The sequence below is a fragment of the Agrobacterium sp. 22-214-1 genome (assembly GCF_053522465.1).
In genome coordinates, this window is record NZ_JBNWCK010000003.1 from 98,967 (window position 1) to 119,100 (window position 20,134).

The following is a 20,134-nucleotide window of genomic DNA, read 5'->3' on the forward strand; positions in this document are numbered from 1 at the left end:
CCATTAAGGTTAATGAATCGTTTACTTTCGTTAACCGCCGCGTCCAACGTGCCGAGTTTCGTTAAAGAATCAGCACCGATCCGGATTCCCTCCTTGGAATCAGAGAGTTGCATGGATTGCAACATGCAGGTTTTCAATGATCGGAAATAAAACCGTGCTCGTGCGTCTGCTGGCCCGCGATAAAGGCAAGGCCGAAACGTTAACAGACGGGATTATTCCCCAGGGAAAATTATCTGGCGTTTCAGCGTTTTAAAACCGCGGCCTGAATCAGTCTCTCAATCGCCAAAGCATCCCCGAGAGGCATAACCACACGTGTCGCACTGATGGATCACATTATCTGCATTATTTCTTTTTTAGCATTCCATAAGAACAAAAATTGCGTTAACGCAGTCGTCGCCTCCCAAGGCATGACATTGCAATCATCCAAAATGGAACCAATACCATGACCGACGCGATATCTCCGGTATCGCCGACCGCTGACACTTCGAACGTTGTAAAGACAAATTCGCCTGCACGAGTTCTCACTGCCAGCCTGGTCGGCACGACCATCGAGTTTTTCGATTTCTATGTTTACGCCACGGCCGCAGTGCTCGTGTTCCCCACTTTGTTCTTCCCGAACAATGACCCGATGACGGCGCTTCTGGCGTCCTTCGCCACCTTCTCCATCGCCTTTTTCGCCCGCCCGCTGGGCGCTGTGGTCTTCGGCCACTATGGCGACCGCGTCGGCCGCAAGACTACCCTTGTCGCCGCCCTGCTCACGATGGGCGTCTCGACGGTCGTGATCGGCCTCCTGCCCTCCTATGAGACCGCCGGCGTTCTGGCCCCGCTGCTGCTCGCGCTTTGCCGCTTCGGTCAGGGTTTCGGCCTCGGTGGCGAATGGGGCGGCGCCGTCCTGCTCGCCACGGAAAACGCACCTCCGGGCAAGCGCAGCTGGTACGGCATGTTCCCGCAGCTCGGCGCACCCGTTGGCCTGTTCCTTTCGTCCGGCGTCTTCTGGATCCTGCTGCACTTCATGTCTCAGGAAGCGCTTTTGAGCTGGGGCTGGCGCATTCCCTTCGTCGCGTCGATCATCCTGATCGCGGTCGGCATGTGGGTTCGCCTGTCGATCACCGAAACGCCCGACTTCCAGAAGGCAATCGAAAAGGAAGAGCGTGTGGCCGTGCCGGTCGCGGAACTGTTCCGCAACCACAAGCGCAGCCTCGTGCTCGGCACCTTCGTGGCGCTGGCCACCTTCGTGCTCTTCTACATCGGCACCGCCTATCTTCTGTCCTACAACGTCAAGGTCCTGAAAATCCCGTTCCTCGACGCGCTGGAAGTGCAGATCCTCGGCTCCATCGTTTTCGGCATCTTCATTCCGATCGCCGGCAAGCTCGCCGAAAAATTCGGTCGCCGTGAAATCCTGATCCTGACGACGGTGCTGATTGGCCTGTTCTCCTTCCTGCTGCCCGGCCTGATGTCCGGTGGCGAAGGCTCGATCTTCGTCTTCGCGGCTCTTGCCATGATGCTGATGGGCATGACCTACGGCCTGATCGGAACGGCGCTCGCCGCCCCCTTCCCGACCCGCGTGCGCTACACCGGCTCGTCCATCACCTTCAACATGGCCGGCATTTTCGGCGCATCGCTGGCGCCTTACATCGCCACATGGCTGCAGGTGAACTACGGCATGGGTTATGTCGGTTATTATCTCTGCGTATCGGCGCTCATCACGCTCGCCTGCATCCTTCTGTCCCGCAAGGACGAAGTCTGAGCCACGCAGGGTTCAAAACACAAAAAGGTCCGCGGAACTTGAGGTTTCGCGGGCCTTTTCATATCTGCGCCCGACAGCGCAACAGCGCATCTCTTCCCGGCTTTGTTGGAAATACGCTAGGCGACGGATTGGCGGATGTCGCGCTGGCCTGACACGCAGATGCGGTTACGCCCCGTTCCCTTTGCCTGATAGAGCGCCAGATCGGCATTGTGCAGGACTTTTTCGAAGACTTCGGCATCCTTCCGGACGGCCACGCCAATCGATATAGTGACACCGATCCGCATCTCCTGATAATCGACCGGCACCGCCTCGATACTCGCACGCAGCCTTTCGCAAACGTCCAGGAACGATTGCAGCCCGGTTTCCTGCACGACAACGAATTCCTCGCCACCCATTCTGGCAACGCTGGCAGAAGCAGCGAAGGCAGCGCGTATCCGCTGTGCGACACTGGAAATCACCGCATCGCCTGCCAGATGGCTGAACCTGTCGTTCACGGACTTGAAATGATCGATATCGAGGAAGGCGACGCAATAATGCGGGCCGAGATCGATACACCCGGCATAGAGCCCAAGGCGATTGCTAAGGCCCGTCAAGGCGTCCGTATGGCTCAGATACAGAAATCGCTCATGCGATTGCGCCAGAAGCTTCACTTCCCTGGCATTCAACCAGCAAACCAGCAGCGTTATCGTAAACGAGATTGCGGCGGACAGGGTGATGCCAAGGATAAGCCCGTTGACGAGATCCGTTACCAGCCCGAACTCCGCCAGCAGAAGCAGACCGAAGAAACAGATAAGAACAGCTATAACCGTGACGACACAGGCGACCCGGATCGCAAACTCCAGCGGTTCAAGCCGCCGGCGGCGCTCCGACGTCGCAATCGAAAAACTCATCATCTCGATCAGTTTTTTCCAGAGACCCAATACCATCCCCAGCAGCGCCCAATCATCTAACGTCGTCGAAAACTCTAATATAAATCGTCTAAAATATTGGAGAGGGCCGACACCCTCTCCACTTTCCTGTTGCTATAGAGCATAACCATTGATCGACCGTTACGATAAACGTCAACGGCCGCATCAACGCAAGGTTTTGTCGCCAACCATACCGGCCTGCACCGGATTTCAGCTTCCGAGGAAAGGCTCCACCTCACGGCCCGGCATGAAAAGGCCAAGCCGCTTGATTTCCCATTCCAGCCGGATGCCCGACTTCTCGAACACCCGCTTGCGGATGGTCTCACCCAGATATTCAAGATCGTAACCGGTCGCATGGCCGGTATTGATCATGAAATTGCAGTGCAGCGACGACATCTGCGCCCCGCCGATGACCAGACCGCGACCACCCGCCTCATCGATCAGCTCCCAGGCGGAATGACCTTCGGGATTCTTGAAGGTGGAACCGCCCGTCTGCTCACGGATCGGCTGCACGGTTTCGCGGTGGTGGCGCACGGCATCCATATCGGCACGGATTTTCGCCTTGTCTTCGGGATAACCCTCAAACAGCGCGCCGGTAAAGATCAGACCTGCATCAGCGCCGGAATGGCGATAGCTGTAGCCCATATCGGCATTGGAAAGCACATGCTGGTTGCCCTGACGGTCGACCGCATAGACCTCCACGACACGCTCGCGCGTTTCGCCGCCATTGGCGCCCGCATTCATGCGCAGCGCACCGCCGATGGAGCCGGGAATGCCGTAATAGAAATGGAAACCGCCGATGCCATTATCCATGGCCATAGCGGCAATATGCTTGTCCGGGCAGATCGCGCCCGCCTTGATGCGGTTTTCGCCGGCAAGCTCCACCTGGCCGAAGCCCTTGGCCGACAGACGGACGACAACGCCCGGAATGCCGCCATCGCGCACCAGAAGGTTCGAGCCGACGCCAACCACGGTCAATGGCACGTCTTCCGGCAGAATTTTCAGAAAGGCAATCAGATCGTCGGTATCGTGCGGCTGGAACATGACTTCCGCAAGACCGCCGGCTCTGAACCACGTCACGCGGTCCATGGGCGCATCCGGTGTCAGACGTCCCCGCAATTCATTTACCCCGTCGCCGAGCCTCCCCAGCAATTTAACCCCATCGACCTGTCTCATTCAGACTTTCCTGATATGCTCTTCAATTCCGAAGGCAGTACTGCTGCCCATTGCGTGATATTTCCAGCCCCCAAGAGAACCACGAAATCACCCGGATTCGCAATGCCTGCAACCACTGAGGCGAGATCTTCCCGTTTCTCGAGAAAACGGGCGTCCCGGTGGCCGGCGGCCTTGATGGCCGAAACCAGCGCTTCCGAGCTTGCGCCCTCGATCGGATCTTCGCCCGCGGCATAGACCGGAGCAAGGATAATCGTGTCGGCATCGTTAAAACAATGCGCGAAATCGTCGAACAGGCTGGAAAGGCGGCTATAGCGGTGCGGCTGGTGCACGGCGACGATGCGGCCCTTGCAGGCCTCCCGCGCCGCCTTCAGCACGGCCTTGATCTCCACCGGATGGTGACCGTAATCGTCGAAAACCTGCACCCCGTTGGCTTCGCCCGTCAGCGTGAAGCGCCGCTTGACGCCGCCGAAGGAGGCAAGGCCCTTTTTGATGTCGGCTTCCGAAATACCGAGACGATTGGCAACCGCAATCGCCGCCGTCGCATTCGACACATTGTGGCGGCCGGGCATCGGCAGGACGAGGTCCTTGAAGGAAAATATCTTGCCGGTGCGGCGACGGCGGATTTCAACGTCGAACACCGAGCGCGTGCCGTCGATGCGTACATTCGAAAAACGCACGTCGGCCTGCGGGTTCTCGCCATAGGTGATGACCTTGCGGTCCTCGATGCGGCCGACCAGCGCCTGCACTTCCGGGTGATCGAGGCACATGACGCCGAAACCGTAGAAAGGCACGTTCTCGACGAACTGACGGAAGGCAGCACGCACGGCATCGAAATTGCCGTAATGGTCCAGATGCTCCGGATCGATATTGGTGATGACGGCCACATCGGCTGGCAGCTTCAGGAAGGTGCCGTCGGACTCGTCGGCCTCCACCACCATCCATTCGCCCTCGCCCATGCGGGCGTTGGTGCCGTAAGCATTGATGATGCCGCCATTGATGACGGTCGGGTCGAGATTGCCGGCTTCCAGCAGGGTCGCGACCATGGAGGTGGTCGTGGTCTTGCCGTGGGTGCCGCCAATGGCGATGGCATTACGGAAACGCATCAGCTCGGCCAGCATTTCGGCCCGGCGAACGATCGGCAGGTGCTTTTCACGCGCCGCGATGAGTTCGGGATTGTTCTTCTTGATGGCGGTGGAAACGACCACGACCTCGGCATCGCCGATATTATCCGCCGTATGACCGACGAAAACCTCGATGCCCTTGTCGCGCAGGCGCTGCACATTGGCGCTGTCGGCCTGATCCGACCCCTGAACGCGGTGGCCGAGATTGTGAAGCACTTCGGCGATGCCGCTCATGCCGATCCCGCCTATGCCGATGAAATGCACAAGGCCTATGGCTTTCGGCATCTTCATGCCCCAACTCCTTCATTCTTTTTCTTGAATTCCTGTACGGACCGGCCGGAAGCAATCGCCTCCACCAGATCGGCCAGCACATCCGCCGCATGCGGTTTGCCCGTCGCCTTTGCCGCCGCTGCCGTTGCCGAAAGACGGTCCGGCTCCGAAAGCGCTGAGGACAGCAGGCCGGAAAGCTTCTGCGGCGACAGTTCCGCCTGCTTGATGACGCTTGCCCCGCCAGCCGCCGAAAGCGCTGCCGCATTGGCGGCCTGATCGTGATCGAGCGCATGCGGATAGGGAACGAGGATCGACGGGCGGCCGATCACCGAAAGCTCCGATACGGTCGAAGCGCCCGAGCGGCTGATGACCAGATCTGCCTCGCCGATACGCGACGCCATATCGCCGAAGAAGGGCGAAACATCCGCTTTCACGCCGAGCTTCTGATAGGAGGCGATCACGCTGTCCTTGTCTTCCGGCCGCGCCTGCTGGGTGACGACGATGCGCTTGCGCTGCTCATCCTTCAGCAGGCAGATCGCCGCAGGCACCGCGCTCGAGAAGAACTGCGCACCCTGGCTGCCGCCGAAAACGACGAGCTGGAATGCCTCACCCGTCTGCGAGGGCGTATAGGGTATCTCCGACGCCGCCAGCACCGCCGGGCGTACGGGATTGCCGGTCGCCACCGTCTTGTCGGAATATTGACCGTTGGCGGGCGGCAGGAAGCCGCCGGCAATCGCTTTCACGCGGGCAGCCAGCGCCTTGTTGGCGCGGCCCATCACCGCATTCTGCTCATGAATGATGGAGGGAACGCCAAGCCCGGTCGATGCCAGGAGCGGCGGCACGGTGGGATAACCGCCGAAACCGACAACTGCGACAGGCTTCAGCTTCGCCACCAGCCGGCGCGCGGCCCGCAGGCCAACCCAGAGCTTCCAGAGCGAACGCGCCACGGAAATCGGGTTTTTCGAGCCGATGGTGGCGGACGGCACCACATGGATTTCATCCGCCGGGAACTTGCCCGCATAACGCTCGGCGCGGCTGTCGGTGACGAGGTGCACCTGATAACCGCGCGCTTTCAGCGTATGCGCGAGCGCCTCGGCTGGAAAGACATGACCGCCGGTTCCCCCGGCGGCAAGAAGAACAATACCCTTGCTCATGATCGTTTACTCCGCGGGAACGCCGGAACCGACGCGGAAGAAACTCCGCTCCTGCGCGCGCTTTTCGGGTCTGTGGCGTGTCAACGCCAGAAGGAAGCCGGCGGTCACGCAGATCGCCATCATCGACGAACCGCCATAGGAAATCAGCGGCAGCGTCATGCCCTTGGCGGGCATCAACTCCAGATTGACGCCGATATTGATCATCGACTGCATGCCGATCTGCAGCACAAGGCCGGCCACGGCAAAGCGGCAGAAATCGTCCTTTTCCTTGAAGGCGTGCGAGAGGCCGCGCAGCACGATGAAGGCGAAGATCGCCACCAGGAACATGCAGAAGACGATGCCGAATTCTTCCGCCGCCACCGAGAAGATGAAGTCGGTATGGCTGTCGGGAATGATGCGCTTGACGATGCCTTCGCCCGGTCCGCGCCCGAACCAGTCGCCGCGAATGATAGCCTCACGCGCCGTGTCCACCTGGAACGTATCGCCTTCGCCGGTCCAGAAACGGTCGATACGACCGGCCACGTGCGGCAGCATCAGATAAGCGGAGATGATGCCGCCGACGCCGACGCCGCCGAGCATGATGATCCAGAACCACGGCACGCCGGCCATGAAGAACATGCCGCCCCAGACCACGGAGGTCAGGATCGTCTGGCCGAAGTCGGGCTGGGCGATCAGGAGCGCCGCGACGATGCCGAAGGTGATGATGGCGAAGAGATTGCCCGGAATTTCAGGATGGCGCGCCCGTTCGGCAAACAGCCAGGCGCAGACGATGACGAAGGCCGGCTTCATGAATTCCGATGGCTGGATCGAGAAGGTGCCGATGGAAATCCAGCGCCGCGCACCCTTGACCTCGATGCCGAAGAACAGCGCGAAGATCATCATCAGCAGCGAAGCGATGAGCATGATGACCGCCACGCGCCGCACCTGACGCGGCGACAGGAAGGACAGGCCGACCATGATCGCCAGTGACGGCACCATGAACATCGCCTGACGCTCGACGAAGAAGAAACTGTTGAGGCCGATGCGCTCGGCAACCGCAGGCGAGGCCGCAAAGGACAGCATCAGACCGATGCCCATCAGCGCGATGAACGCCGCCAGAAAGAAACGGTCGATGGTCCAGAACCACTCCGCGACCGGACCACGATCAACTCGGCTTACCATGGCCTTCAGCCCCCTTTTCCAGAGTCAACCAGCATCGTCATGCCATCGAGCGCAGCAACCTGCGCGACGAACGAATCGCCTCTAATCTCAAAGTTCTTATACTGATCGAAGCTTGCGCAAGCCGGGGATAACATCACGATATTGCCGGCCGTCGCATCTTTTTCCGCATCCGCCGCCGCATGTTGCACGGCCTTGTCCAGCGTGCCGGATATTTCATAAGGCACAGCTTCGCCAAGCGTCGCCGCAAATTCCGCAGCCGCCTCGCCGATCAGATAAGCCTTGGCGATGCGCGGGAAAAGCGGCGAAAGGCTGGTGATGCCGCCTGCCTTGGGCAGACCGCCGGCGATCCAGTAGATACGGTCGAAACTTGAAAGCGCGGGTGCCGCAGCATCGGCATTGGTCGCCTTGCTGTCATTAACGAAGGTGACATTGCCACGTCGGCCAACCGGCTGCATACGGTGCTTGAGGCCGGGAAAAGACTTCAGGCCTGCGCGAACTTCCTCTTCGGAAACCCCGACCGCAAGGCAGGCGGCGATTGCCGCCGCAGCATTCTGCGCATTGTGGCTGCCGCGCAGGGTCTGGATACCGTCGAGATCGGTGAGCAGCGAAGAAGTGCCGCCATGTGCACGGAAAATGCGGCTGCCTTCGGCATAGAGACCTTCGGAAACGACATTGCGCTTGGAAATGCGCTCGACCTTTACCCCGGCGCGTTCGATACGGTCGGCGATCAGCGTCGAATGGCTGTCATCCACACCAACGATGGCCGTTTGACCTCCGGCGACCAGCCGCTCCTTGACGTCGGCATAATGCTGCATCGTGCCGTGCCGGTCGAGATGATCGGGCGTCAGATTGAGCAGAATGCCGGCGGTCGGATTGATCGTCGGTGCGAGATCGATCTGGTAGGACGAGCATTCGACAACGTAGAAGCGCTGCGCCTTCGGCGGATCGAGGCTTAGTACCGCCGTACCGATATTGCCGCCGAGCTGCGTATCGCGGCCGGACGCCTTGAGAATATGCGCGATCAGCGCCGTCGTTGTCGACTTACCGTTGGTGCCGGTAATCGCGATGAAAGGGCAATCCGGCGCGTGCGCACGGCGCTCGCGGATGAAAAGCTCGATATCGCCGATGATCTCGACGCCTGCAGCCTTCGCAAGGTCGACCGACCAATGCGGTTTCGGATGCGTCAGCGGCACGCCGGGCGCCAGAACGAAGGAAGAGAAGCTCGGCCAGTCAATCGTCCGAAGATCCGCCGTCTTGATGCCTTCGGCCTCAGCCTTCGCGACACTGTCGGGATTGTCGTCGAAAGCAACGACATCCGCCCCGCCGGCAACCAGTGCGCGGGCCGTGACGAGACCCGAACCGCCAAGCCCGAAAAGCGCGACCTTCTTACCTTTGAACGACGTGACCGGGATCATCGCTCACCTCAGCTTCAGGGTGGCAAGGCCAAGCAGCGCGAGACCCACGGAGATGATCCAGAAACGGATAACCACCTGGCTTTCCGTCCAGCCCTTTTTCTCGAAATGGTGATGGATCGGCGCCATCAGGAAGACGCGCCTGCCGGTGCGCTTGAACCAGAAGACCTGGATGATGACCGACAGCGTTTCCATGACGAACAGACCGCCGACGATGACCATGACGATCTCGTGCTTGGTGGCAACCGCGATAGAGCCGATCAGGCCGCCGAGCGCCAGCGAACCCGTATCGCCCATGAAGATGGCGGCGGGCGGCGCGTTGAACCAGAGGAAGCCGAGGCCCGCGCCGATGACGGCGCCGACGATGACGGCGAGTTCACCCGTGCCGGGCACGAAGTTGATCTGCAGGTAATTGGCGAAAACCGCGTTGCCGGCGAGATAGGCGATCACGCCAAAGGTGGCGGCCGCGATCATGACCGGCACGATGGCGAGACCGTCGAGACCATCCGTCAGGTTCACGGCATTGCCCGCGCCGACGATGACGAAAGCACCGAACAGCACGAAGAAATAACCGAGATTGATCACGAATTCCTTGAAGAAGGGAAACGCGATGGAGCTGCCGAGCGTGCCGCCATGCGGGGCGGAAGCGAGCGCCATCTTCATCATGAAGAACACGGCAATCGCCGCAATCAGGAATTCGATGCCGAGACGGGCCTTGCCGGAAAAGCCCTTGTCGCTCTGCTTCGTCACTTTCAGATAATCGTCGTAGAAGCCGATGGCACCGAAACCGAGCGTCACCATCAAAACGGCGACGACATAGACATTCGAAAGATCGCCCCAGAGCAGCGAACCGCCGAGAATGCCGGCAAGGATCATCAGCCCGCCCATGGTTGGCGTGCCGGCCTTCTTGAAATGCGTCTGCGGCCCATCCGCGCGGATCGGCTGGCCCTTGCCCTGGCGCACGCGCAGCGAATTGATGATCGCCGGTCCGAACAGGAAGACGATCAACGCAGAGGTGAACATCGCGGCACCCGCCCGGAAGGTGATGTACCGGAACAGGTTGAAGATTTGAATTTTATCCGACAGTTCGACGAGCCAGATCAGCATAATTGCCCTTTCAAAAGGCTATTTCAGACTTGGCGTTCCGTCTCGGGGAATGCCGGATACTTGTCAAGCAGGGCGGCGACAATCTTGCCGAAACCGAGGCCAAGTGACGATTTTACCATCAGCGCGTCTCCCGGTTGCACCCATTGCAGGGCGAAATCGGTCAGTTCCGCCGTCGTCGGGAACCAGATCACGGTCACGCTGTCCGGCAGTGCATCGCGCAATGCGGCCATCGCCTCCCCCGCCAGCCAGACATGTTCGATACCGGCCGCGAGCAGTGGGCCCGCCAACTCTTCATGCAACTGCGCGGAAAACTCACCCATCTCCAGCATGTCGCCGAGAACGGCGACGCGCCGACCGTGACCCTGCGTTTCCGTTTCCGCCAGCACGGCAATCGCGGCGCGCATGGAGGCCGGATTGGCATTGTAGCTTTCATCGATCAGCAGGAAGGTGCCGCCATTGATTGCCAGCTGATGGCGCTGGCCGCGCCCCTTTACCGCCTCGAGCGTTCCCAGCGCCTCGAAGGCGCGGTCGAGATTGGCGCCGGTGACGGCAACGGCGCCCAGCACGGCCATGGCGTTATCAGCAATGTGCCGGCCGGGAATATTGATGTGCAATTCGCTGGTTTCGCCGTTCAGGATCGCCCAGATCGTCGAGCCCGTCGTCGTGCTCTCGAAATCCGCGAGGCGGAAATCCGCCTTGGCATGCTGCCCGAAGGTGAGGATATGCTCGATACCCTGTTCCTGCGCCGCTTCTTCAAGCTGTTCGAACTGGGCGTTATCGCGGTTGAGAATGACGGAACCGCCCTCCTCCAGACCCTCGAAAATCTCCGCCTTGGCGCTAGCGATCTCTTCGATGTTCTTGAAATTGCCGAGATGGGCCGGCGCGATGGTCGTGATGATCGCCACATGCGGACGCACCATCTTCACCAGCGGCCGGATTTCGCCGGAATGGTTCATGCCGATTTCGAACACGCCGAATTCCGTGTCCGCCGGCATGCGCGCCAAGGTCAGCGGCACACCCCAATGGTTGTTGAAGGAAGCCACCGCCGCATGCACCCGGCCCGAAGGGGCGAGCGCCTGCCGCAGCATTTCCTTGGTCGTCGTCTTGCCGACCGAACCGGTCACCGCAATGATGCGCGCCGACGTTCTTTCACGCGCCGCGATGGCGAGCTTGCCGAGTGCGGCAAGCACGTCTTCCACCACGATCATCGGCACGGTCAGGCGGCCGAGCGCCGGCAGCTTGGCCTCGGCAACGACCAGAAGTCCCGCCCCGTTTGCAACGGCGAAGCTGGTGTAATCATGACCGTCCACCCGGTCGCCCTTGATGGCGAAGAACGCTTCGCCCGGCTTGACCGTCCGGCTGTCGATGGAAATGCCGGTGATTCCGGTCGGCAGGTTGCCCACGGGGCGTCCTGCCGTGATGGCGATCATGTCGGCGACTGTCCATAACCAGCTCAAATCTTCGATCCTTCCAGCCCTGCCAGTGCAGCGCGCACCTGTTCATGATCGGAAAACGGCAGCGTTACCGAACCGACGATCTGCCCCTCTTCATGCCCCTTGCCCGCGACGATCAGCGTATCGCCATGCGAAAGCAGCGACACCGCATGGCGGATAGCCTCCGCCCTGTCGCCGATTTCCAATGCGCCGGGTGCCGCCGCCATGACTTCGGAACGGATCGTTGCAGCATCTTCCGAACGCGGATTGTCGTCGGTGACGATGACGATGTCGGAAAGCCGCGTCGCAACCTCGCCCATGATCGGGCGCTTGCCCTTGTCGCGGTCGCCGCCGCAGCCGAAGACGGTGATGATGCGGCCCGAGGTGAAGGGCCGGACCGAGGTGAGCACATTTTCCAGCGCATCCGGCTTGTGGGCGTAATCCACATAGGCAAGCGCACCGTTCTTCGTCTGGCCAACGAGTTCCAGACGGCCGGCGGCGCCGATCAGCTTTTCGAGCGCCTTCAGCGCGGTTGCAGCGGGAACGCCGGTGGACATGGCAAGACCGGCTGCGACGAGAGCGTTCGCAACCTGAAAATCGCCCGCCAATGGGATGTCGACTTCATAAATCTCGCCGTCATGATGCACTTCGATCATCTGCTTGTGACGGAAGTGCTCCACCCGCTTCAGGGCCAGATATTCGCCCTTGCGACCGACCGTGCGCACATCGAGACCGGCTTCGCGCGCCGCGCGGATCGCCTGTTGCGACCATGGATCGTCGGCGAAGATCACGGCGGGAGCGCCCTTTTCCATCAGCGTATCGAAGAGCCGCATCTTCGCGGCCATATAGTCCTCGACGGTCGGATGATAATCCATGTGGTCGCGGCCGAGATTGGTGAAACCGGCGGCTGCCAGCCTCACTCCATCGAGACGGCGCTGGTCGAGACCATGGCTGGACGCCTCCATCGCCGCATGCGTCACGCCTTCGGCGGCAAGTTCGGCCAGAAGCGCATGCAGCGTCACCGGATCGGGCGTGGTGAGCGCGCCGTAATCCTCGCGGCCGGGTGCAATCACACCTGTCGTGCCGATCTGCGCTGCGGCATGGCCGGCGAAAGCCCAGATCTGCCGCACGAAGGATGCAACGGACGTCTTTCCCGCAGTGCCGGTGACGGCGACCATGGTTTCCGGCTGTTTTCCGTAAAAACGGGAAGCGGCAAGGGAGAGATAAAGGCGTGGATCGGTGACCGAAAGCACCGGCACATCGGCATCCAGCGCGTGTCCGGAAACGACAGCGACCGCGCCCTTGGCAACCGCGTCCTTCACATAGGCGGCGCCATCCGCCCTGGTGCCCGCAACCGCCACGAACAGGCTGCCGGGCGCAGCCTTGCGGCTGTCTGCGGTGATCCCCCCGATTTCGATCGCCCCGATCTCAGACAGGAGCAATTCTTTCAATTCCGGAAACGCATTTCCGGATATATCTCGCAAATTCATCGACTGTGTCCGTCTTGTCCCCCCGGCGCGAATCGCCGGAACATCATAAGCTAACAATCAATAAGACACGAGCAAGGCCGAGCCATCCTTGCCGAACTTCGGCTTCACGCCCAGCACGGCCGCCGTACGGGTGATGATATCGCGCACCATCGGCGCTGCGGATGTGCCGGCGAGTGCCGCACCATTGCCCTTGTCCGTCTTCGGCTCGTCGATGAAGGACAGCACGACATATTGCGGATCGTCCATTGGAAAGGCCGAGAGGAAGGCGTTGAAGTTCTTGTCGTGCACGTAACGTCCGTTGACGACCTTGTCGGCCGTACCGGTCTTGCCGCCGACGTTGAAACCATCGACGCGCGCGTTGCGGCCCGAACCGTTGACCCCGTTCCATTCGAACAGGAAACGCATGTCCTTGCTGGCGCCCGGCTTCAGAACCTGCTTGGCCACCTGATCGGCCTGTTCGCGGGTACGCGGCAGGAAAGTCGGCTCGATCAGTTTGCCGCCATTGACGAGTGCAGCGCCGGCAACCGCCGTCTGCAACGGTGTCGTGGAAACGCCGTGGCCGAAGGAAATGGTAATCGAGTTGATCTTCTTCCATTCGCGCGGCTGCGACGGCAGAGCCACTTCCGGCAGTTCGGTCTGCATGCGGGTCAAAAGGCCAAGCCGGGTGAGGAATTCCTTGTGGCCTTCCGTTCCCACCGTGTCGGCAATCTTGGCCGTACCGATGTTGGAGGAATACTGGAAGATTTCCGGCACCGAAAGCATCCGGCCCTTGCCGTGGAAGTCCTTGATGGTGAAACCGCCGATGCGGATCGGATAACGCGCATCGAAGGTATCGCCGAGACGAACGCGGCCCGAATCGAGACCCATGGCAATCGTGAAGGATTTGAATGTAGACCCCATTTCGAACGTGCCGTTCGACATGCGGTTGAGCCAGCCTTCCTTGGCGCCTTCGGCCGGGTTGTTCGGATCGTAATCCGGCACGGAAGCCATGGCGAGGACTTCGCCGGTATGCACGTCCAGAACCACCGCGCCGGCGCCGATCGCCTGGAACTTGGTGATGGCCGAGGTCACGACTTCGCGGACAATGGACTGCACGCGCAAATCGATGGAAAGCTTCACCGGCTCCAGCGGCTGGTCGCTGGTCATGCCGAGCGCGGTCAGATCGGCAAGGCCCTGGCTGTCGACGTAACGTTCCATGCCGGCAACGCCGCGATTGTCGATATTGACGTGACCGACGACATGCGCAGCGGTCGGCCCGCCGGGATAAAAGCGGCGCTTTTCCGGGCGGAAGCCGACGCCTGGAATGCCGAGCGCCAGAATCTGGCTCTGCTGCTTCGGCGTCAGCTGGCGGCGCAGCCACTGGAAGCGCGAATTGGAGGAAAGCTTCTGATAGGTGCTGCGCTGGTCGAGATCCGGCAGAACCGTCCGCAGCTTCTCGATAGCCTCATCGATATCGACGATGCGGTGCGGTTCGGCGAAAAGCGAGACGGTGCGAATATCGGTGGCCAGAACCTCGCCATTGCGGTCGAGAAGATCGGGGCGCGACGCCATCAAGCGGTCGGCGGGTGCGATGCTCGACACCGTTTCCTGCTCCGCCATGCCATACTGCACGAGACGCCCGCCAACGACGGCGTAAAAGGCCACGAAACCGAAAATGATCAGGCCGACGCGGCTTTTCGCCTGGGCGGCGCGCTTCTTGCGCGCGCCTTCAAAGGCCGCATGATCGGTGTAGACGCCGGTGGTGCTGGCGGAAAAATGAGCCTTGCTCTTCAAAACCATGACGCGGGAGAGAAAAGACATCAGCGGTTCACCGATCCTGTTATCGTGTCATCCATGTCGTCGGTTTCATCGCCCGCGACGGCGGAGACGGCCGGAGCCGCTGTGGGACGGGAAACACGCGCCCGGGGTGTCGGAACCGGAGTGCCGTTGACGGCAATCTGGCCCGCTGGCGGTGATTTCTTTTTGGTGGCCGCACCAAGCGTCGCACCCGGCTTGGAACCGTTGACAGCAGCGGCAATGACATCCTCGACGCTCATGCCTTCCGGCTCGGGCGGCTGCGGCAGTTGCGAGCGCAGCATCGGCAGCTCGCGCGGCTGCGCCAGTTGCGTCGGCAGCGTCGGCGAAAGACCAAGCTCGTCCTGATAGGCATTCACGAGCCGGTGCAAACGGTTCGGCTGCGTCAAGAGCGCCCAGTCGGCCCTCAAAAGATCGATCGTATCCTTCTCAAGCTTGATCTCGGCCTCCAGCTTGCGGACCTCCTCAAGCTTCAGATCGGCCTTGTGCTTGATCGAATAGGTCACGACGGCCGCGGCGACCATCACACCCATCAAGATGACATCGAAAGTGCGCAGCATATCAGCCTCCCATCTTTTCAAGGCTGGCGAGATCGGGAAGCTCGAAGATCGAATAATCCGCCGCGCGCGCCGGTGCGGTCGTGCGCAGACCGGCCCGCAGTTTGGCGGATCGGGCACGCGGATTGAGTTCCGCCTCCGCGTCGCTGGCGGCGATCATCGGCTTGCCGATATTGTCGAAAATGGCGGGCTTGTCCTCCACCATCGGCAGGTGCCGGGAACCGGCAGCCTTGCCCGAACGGTCGGAGAAGAATTTCTTGACGATACGGTCTTCCAGCGAATGGAAGGTGACGACGACCAGTCGGCCACCGGGCTTCAAAACCTGCTCGGCGGCAAAAAGCGCCTGTGCAAGCTCGCCCAGCTCGTCATTGACGAAAACGCGCAGCGCCTGAAACACCCGCGTTGCGGGATGAATCTTGTCTTTGGCCTTACGCGGCGTGACGATCTCGATGAGGCCCGCCAGATCGCGGGTGGTGCGGAACGGCTCTTCCGCCCTCTTCTTCTCTATGGCGCGGGCGATGCGGCCCGGCTGCTTTTCTTCACCGAGAAAACCGAAGATACGGATCAGATCGCTGACCTTCGCACGATTGACGACATCGGCCGCCGAAACGCCGGAACCCGACATGCGCATATCGAGGGGGCCGTTTTTCTGGAAGGAAAAACCGCGCTCGGCCTCGTCGATCTGCATGGAGGAAACGCCGATATCCAGAACGACGCCATCGAGCCCGCCTTGCGGGGCATGCTTTGCGAGATCGGAGAATTGCGACTGGATGAGGCTCAACCGGCCGCCATTGGCGGCAACCATCGCCTGACCGCCGGCGATAGCGGTCGGATCGCGGTCGAGCGCGATGACGTCAGCGCCCTGATCGAGAATGGCCTGGGTGTAGCCGCCGGCGCCGAACGTGCCGTCGAGAATGATCTTGCCGGATGATGGCTCCAGCGCGGCAATGACTTCGCGAAGCAGGACCGGGATGTGACGCTGAGGTCCGCCATCGGCATCAGAAGATCGTCCGCCAGAATTCGCCGCCATTCCGTGTCCCCGTCCTAGGCGGGGCGAGCAGCCGAAAAACCGCGCCCCGCTCTTGCTTCCGTCTGCGCCGCCAAAAACGCATTCGGTTGCCAAAGCTGAAAATGATCCGCCCGTCCGACGAAGGTGACTTCGGTGGATATGCCGGTGAATTCCCGCACGAAATCCGTCACCATCAATCGACCTTCCTGGTCGAGCTTCATGAAAACGCCGCCGCCGTGAACCAGCAGCGACATCGCGTTCGCCTCGGGCGAGAAGGCATCCATCGACGCAATCTGCCGCTCGTAGCGCTCCAGCAAATCCGGACCGCCGACACTGATGGCCGGAAAGGCGAAATCCTGAAGACAATAAAGCTCCTGAATGCCGCGCCTGACCAGCACCGAACGAAACGGAGACGGAACCGAAACGCGCCCCTTGGCGTCGATCCTGTTCGTCACGTTCGATAAAAAGCGGTCCATTACTCAACTCGCCAAAACCGCATTCCGCAAAGCGAACCATCCACTTCACAGACGACACCGGTACGCACGACACATCGCCAAGCGCCAGGGCGACGTGCCCTGCAGCAGCCCCTCGCAGGCTCCTCACTCGTTTCAGCGATTGTGGGTCAAAAACACGACCCAATGTGGTGTGCATTTGGGATATCATGGGACACTATGGGCGTCAATGGGAGAAGCCGGCACGATACCGACTTCGCATCGGAAATTCATAAGCCGTTAAGTTTAACGAATGGTTTACTTTGCGCGCGGCGATGCGCTTTCGCTGCGCGGAAATTCGCCGCAAAACAACCATTTCTCTTTTATGAAGCAACGGGATAACCAAATCCCACATGAGACCCGCAATTCAGGGTCGGAAAGGAAAATTCGCCAGTTGGCCTGTAAGCCGGGTTCTGTATGGCCCCGGTTTGACCCGGAACGTGGCAGCCATTCATCTGGGACGGCATTTGCATGCCGCCTCGCGCAACCCACCCGGATGACGGGCCTGGAAACCGGCTGTGAACGGGCTTTCGCCCGCCCCGTGTCATCCCTATTCGGTCTTGCTCCCGGTGGGGTTTACCTTGCCGCCGCTGTTACCAGAAGCGCGGTGGGCTCTTACCCCACCCTTTCACCCTTACCATGCGATGCATGGCGGTTTGCTCTCTGTGGCACTTTCCCTGGGGTCACCCCCGCCGGACGTTATCCGGCACCGTATTTCCGTGGAGCCCGGACTTTCCTCACCTTACCGTCTTTCGACATTGGTAAAGCGCGGCTGCCCGGCCAACTGGCATGGGCTGCATAACCATGTTCCGAGGCGAAAGCCACCGAAAAGCGCAGGCAAGGATCAAAGAAATGCCGGTTTGAAATCCGTCGCAAAGGCGCTGTCGGCGATCTTTCCATCCCGCAACAGCAGAGCACCGAGCCGTCCGATCTCATCGGAACTCTTGGCCGCCGTACCGTTGCCGCCGGTCAGAACCGCAATCTTCGGCGAGGCGGTGAAGCCGATGGCCGGATAACCGCTTTGCGTTTTGGAGACGACACAGGCGGCCATCGAGACACGCGAGAGATCGATGGAAGGCACCAGCGATCCGACGATTTCGGAGAGATGATCACGCACGCTTTCGCGTCCGCCGGAGCGGAACCATTCCCGGATTTCCGGGTCGCTGCCGAGCCTCTTGTCGTCAGGATCGCCGCCGATCTTCAGATAGAATTTGCCATCCGGATAGCGCACCGGCGGCAGAAGATAGATATGTTTCGTCGTGTCGCGCGGCTCATAGATCAGCGACGGCATGTCCGTATATTGATCCAGATCGCCCTCATCTACCTCGAAGAAAGCGACGGTGCGTGCATAGACATCGAGGGCCACCGGCTGCGGCAGCAGATCTTTCGTGATCGAGAAGCCGCCGGCCGCCACCAGCACCCGGTCTGCGGTATAAACCGCGCCCGAGGCCGTCTCCACCCGTGCGCGACCATCCTCTTCCCGAGTCGAGACGACGATATCGTCGATAAGCGTCACGCCTGCCTTTTCAGCGAGAACAGCCTGCGCCTTCACCAGCCCACGCGGATTGACGTATCCGGCATTGTTTCTCTCGAATACCCCCTCGCAAGCCGGCTCGAAGGAGAAATAGGGAAAGCGGCTTTCGAGGCCTTCCCCGTCCAGCAGTTCCGTGGACACGCCGAGCCGCGCCGCCGCCTTGCGGACATCGTCGACAAAAGGATTATCGCCGCCCCGTTCGGGCCCCACCATCAGGCAGCCAACCGGCGCATAAAATTCAACGCCGCTTCTTGCGGCAATATCGGCGTAACGCGCTATCGAGCGGTTGGCGAGCAGCGCCCACTCGGCATCGCCGTCGATGGTGCGGGTAATCCGCGCCTCGTCATAGTGACTGGCGAAGACACCCCGATGCGATTTGATGTCGGCAGGTTCGCCGGGGCCGATCAGCGCGACGCCATCCACCGTTTCGGCCAGATGGCGGGCGGCGGCCGCACCCATCATGCCGCGACCCACGACGATGTATCTGAAATGTCCCGACATGCCGCCCTCTTCATCCGCTCATTTCCGTCGCAACCTTGTAGCTGCTTCGTCCCTGAATGTCAGACGAAAACCGGCGACATTTCGGCGGCGAATTCATCCTCGGTCAACTGGCCGTTCAAAAGCAGCATGGCGCCCAGCCGGCCGATTTCGTCCGAAGACTTGGCGGAGACGAAATTGCCGCCGGTCAGAACCGCGATATTGGAGGATTGCGTATAGCCGATATAGGGATAGCCGCTGCGGGTAATGGAGGCGACACAGGAGCCTGAGGTGACCGGGCAGCCCGCAAGCTCCGGCATCAAGGAGAGCGCCCGCTTTTTCAGAAACTCCACCTCACCCGGCGTGCCGTCCGAATGGAACCAGTCAACCGCGTCAGTGAGCGTTTCAAGCCTGCCCTTTTCGCTCTCGCCGCCGATCTTCAGATAGACCTTGCCATCGGGATAACGCACCGGCGGCAGGATATAGACGATGTCGTCCTCGGTTTCCGCCAGTACGATGGTGGAGGGCATCGCACCGAACAGCGTCTGCCGCGCCTCATCCAGCTCAAAAAAGACGATGGTGCGGCCCGTGGCCGCCATATCGACCGGAGAAGGCAGAAGCTCGGCCATGTTGGTGAAACCCCCGGCCGCTACGATAACCTTTTCAGCCGTATGAACCGCCCCTTCCCGAGTCGAAACCTCGACGCCATGGGAAGTATCGCGAATATGCGCCGCCGTCTGGCGCACAAGCCGCGCGCCCTGTGCGACGGCAATCGTGCATTGCGCCTTCACCAAGGCGCGCGGATTGACGTGGCCGGCATATTGCGCCTCGAAATAACCGCTGTGATCGGCCGGCAGGGAGAACATCGGAAACCGGCCAGCCAGCGCATCAGTGCCGAGTGTCTCGACACCGAGACCGAGACGGTCGGCCGAGGCAAGCGCGCGCGAGACATAGTCCCCCGCAAGCCCCTTGCCGTTTCCGGTAAACAGGCAGCCCGCTTCCGTGAAAAAGCGGATGCCGCTTTTGGCCTCGATCTCCGCATAACGGCGGATGGAGCGCTGCGCGAGTTCCGCCCAGACCGGATCGCCATCAAAACCGCGGGTAATGCGCGCTTCGTCGTAATGGCTCGAAAACACACCCTGATGGGTCTTGCGATCGGCGGGTTCATCCGGGCCGATCAGCGCCACGCCATCCGTTTGCACTGAGAGATGCCGCGCCGCAGCCGCTCCCATCATTCCGGCCCCGACGACGATATACTTGAAATCCGGCATGTCATGCTCCGTATCAGATTTG

The 20,134-nt window shown here is 60.8% G+C and carries 16 protein-coding genes and 1 other RNA gene; 1 reads left to right on the top strand and 16 read right to left on the bottom strand.

Features of this window, described 5'->3' with window-relative positions:
- Positions 1-442: 442 nt before the first annotated feature.
- Positions 443-1,747 carry an MFS transporter gene (locus ACQZ5G_RS13485; protein ID WP_003522203.1) on the top strand — a complete coding sequence of 435 codons (1,305 nt, stop codon included), beginning with the start codon at positions 443-445 and terminating at the stop codon, positions 1,745-1,747.
- Positions 1,748-1,863: 116 nt separating this feature from the next.
- On the opposite strand, the gene ACQZ5G_RS13490 is transcribed toward ACQZ5G_RS13485, so the two are convergent.
- The 16 genes from ACQZ5G_RS13490 to ACQZ5G_RS13565 all read right to left on the bottom strand — a co-directional run bounded on the left by ACQZ5G_RS13490 (position 1,864) and on the right by ACQZ5G_RS13565 (position 20,112).
- Positions 1,864-2,673, bottom strand: a complete 810-nt coding sequence (locus ACQZ5G_RS13490) for a GGDEF domain-containing protein (protein WP_031233977.1) — start codon at positions 2,671-2,673, stop codon at positions 1,864-1,866.
- A 192-nt stretch (positions 2,674-2,865) separates the two neighbouring features.
- Positions 2,866-3,831 (bottom strand): UDP-N-acetylmuramate dehydrogenase, encoded by a 966-nt coding sequence (gene murB / locus ACQZ5G_RS13495; RefSeq protein WP_020810676.1) that lies wholly within the window; start codon positions 3,829-3,831, stop codon positions 2,866-2,868.
- A complete protein-coding gene (gene murC / locus ACQZ5G_RS13500) occupies positions 3,828-5,243 on the bottom strand; it encodes a UDP-N-acetylmuramate--L-alanine ligase (RefSeq protein WP_174057068.1) in 1,416 nt (471 codons plus the stop codon). Before murC ends, murB begins: the two co-directional genes overlap by 4 nt.
- Positions 5,240-6,376 (bottom strand): undecaprenyldiphospho-muramoylpentapeptide beta-N-acetylglucosaminyltransferase, encoded by a 1,137-nt coding sequence (gene murG, locus ACQZ5G_RS13505; RefSeq protein ID WP_448736595.1) that lies wholly within the window; start codon positions 6,374-6,376, stop codon positions 5,240-5,242. Before murG ends, murC begins: the two co-directional genes overlap by 4 nt.
- A gap of 6 nt (positions 6,377-6,382) precedes the next feature.
- Complete coding sequence (gene ftsW, locus ACQZ5G_RS13510) at positions 6,383-7,537, bottom strand: putative lipid II flippase FtsW (protein WP_003522198.1); 1,155 nt, start codon at positions 7,535-7,537, stop codon at positions 6,383-6,385.
- Between the two features lie 5 nt (positions 7,538-7,542).
- Positions 7,543-8,952 (bottom strand): UDP-N-acetylmuramoyl-L-alanine--D-glutamate ligase, encoded by a 1,410-nt coding sequence (murD, locus tag ACQZ5G_RS13515; RefSeq protein ID WP_448736594.1) that lies wholly within the window; start codon positions 8,950-8,952, stop codon positions 7,543-7,545.
- Positions 8,953-8,955: 3 nt separating this feature from the next.
- Positions 8,956-10,056 (bottom strand): phospho-N-acetylmuramoyl-pentapeptide-transferase, encoded by a 1,101-nt coding sequence (mraY, locus tag ACQZ5G_RS13520; RefSeq protein ID WP_003522196.1) that lies wholly within the window; start codon positions 10,054-10,056, stop codon positions 8,956-8,958.
- A gap of 23 nt (positions 10,057-10,079) precedes the next feature.
- Positions 10,080-11,513, bottom strand: a complete 1,434-nt coding sequence (locus ACQZ5G_RS13525; protein WP_448736593.1) for a UDP-N-acetylmuramoylalanyl-D-glutamyl-2,6-diaminopimelate--D-alanyl-D-alanine ligase — start codon at positions 11,511-11,513, stop codon at positions 10,080-10,082.
- Entirely contained in the window at positions 11,510-12,979 is a 1,470-nt protein-coding gene (locus ACQZ5G_RS13530) for a UDP-N-acetylmuramoyl-L-alanyl-D-glutamate--2,6-diaminopimelate ligase (protein WP_448736592.1), read from the bottom strand. Before ACQZ5G_RS13530 ends, ACQZ5G_RS13525 begins: the two co-directional genes overlap by 4 nt.
- Before the next feature lie 57 nt (positions 12,980-13,036).
- Positions 13,037-14,779, bottom strand: coding sequence for a peptidoglycan D,D-transpeptidase FtsI family protein (locus ACQZ5G_RS13535; RefSeq protein WP_003522193.1), 1,743 nt, complete (start codon positions 14,777-14,779; stop codon positions 13,037-13,039).
- A complete protein-coding gene (gene ftsL, locus ACQZ5G_RS13540; RefSeq protein WP_020811527.1) occupies positions 14,779-15,333 on the bottom strand; it encodes a cell division protein FtsL in 555 nt (184 codons plus the stop codon). The genes ACQZ5G_RS13535 and ftsL overlap by 1 nt, the downstream gene beginning before the upstream one ends.
- 1 nt (position 15,334) lies before the next feature.
- Complete coding sequence (gene rsmH / locus ACQZ5G_RS13545; protein ID WP_448736591.1) at positions 15,335-16,360, bottom strand: 16S rRNA (cytosine(1402)-N(4))-methyltransferase RsmH; 1,026 nt, start codon at positions 16,358-16,360, stop codon at positions 15,335-15,337.
- Between the two features lie 14 nt (positions 16,361-16,374).
- Positions 16,375-16,815, bottom strand: coding sequence for a division/cell wall cluster transcriptional repressor MraZ (gene mraZ / locus ACQZ5G_RS13550; protein ID WP_448736590.1), 441 nt, complete (start codon positions 16,813-16,815; stop codon positions 16,375-16,377).
- A gap of 401 nt (positions 16,816-17,216) precedes the next feature.
- Positions 17,217-17,618, bottom strand: an RNA gene (rnpB, locus tag ACQZ5G_RS13555) — RNase P RNA component class A.
- 56 nt (positions 17,619-17,674) lie between these two features.
- Positions 17,675-18,865, bottom strand: coding sequence for an NAD(P)/FAD-dependent oxidoreductase (locus ACQZ5G_RS13560; RefSeq protein ID WP_448736589.1), 1,191 nt, complete (start codon positions 18,863-18,865; stop codon positions 17,675-17,677).
- Between the two features lie 59 nt (positions 18,866-18,924).
- Positions 18,925-20,112, bottom strand: coding sequence for an FAD-dependent oxidoreductase (locus ACQZ5G_RS13565; RefSeq protein WP_448736588.1), 1,188 nt, complete (start codon positions 20,110-20,112; stop codon positions 18,925-18,927).
- Positions 20,113-20,134 lie beyond the last annotated feature (22 nt).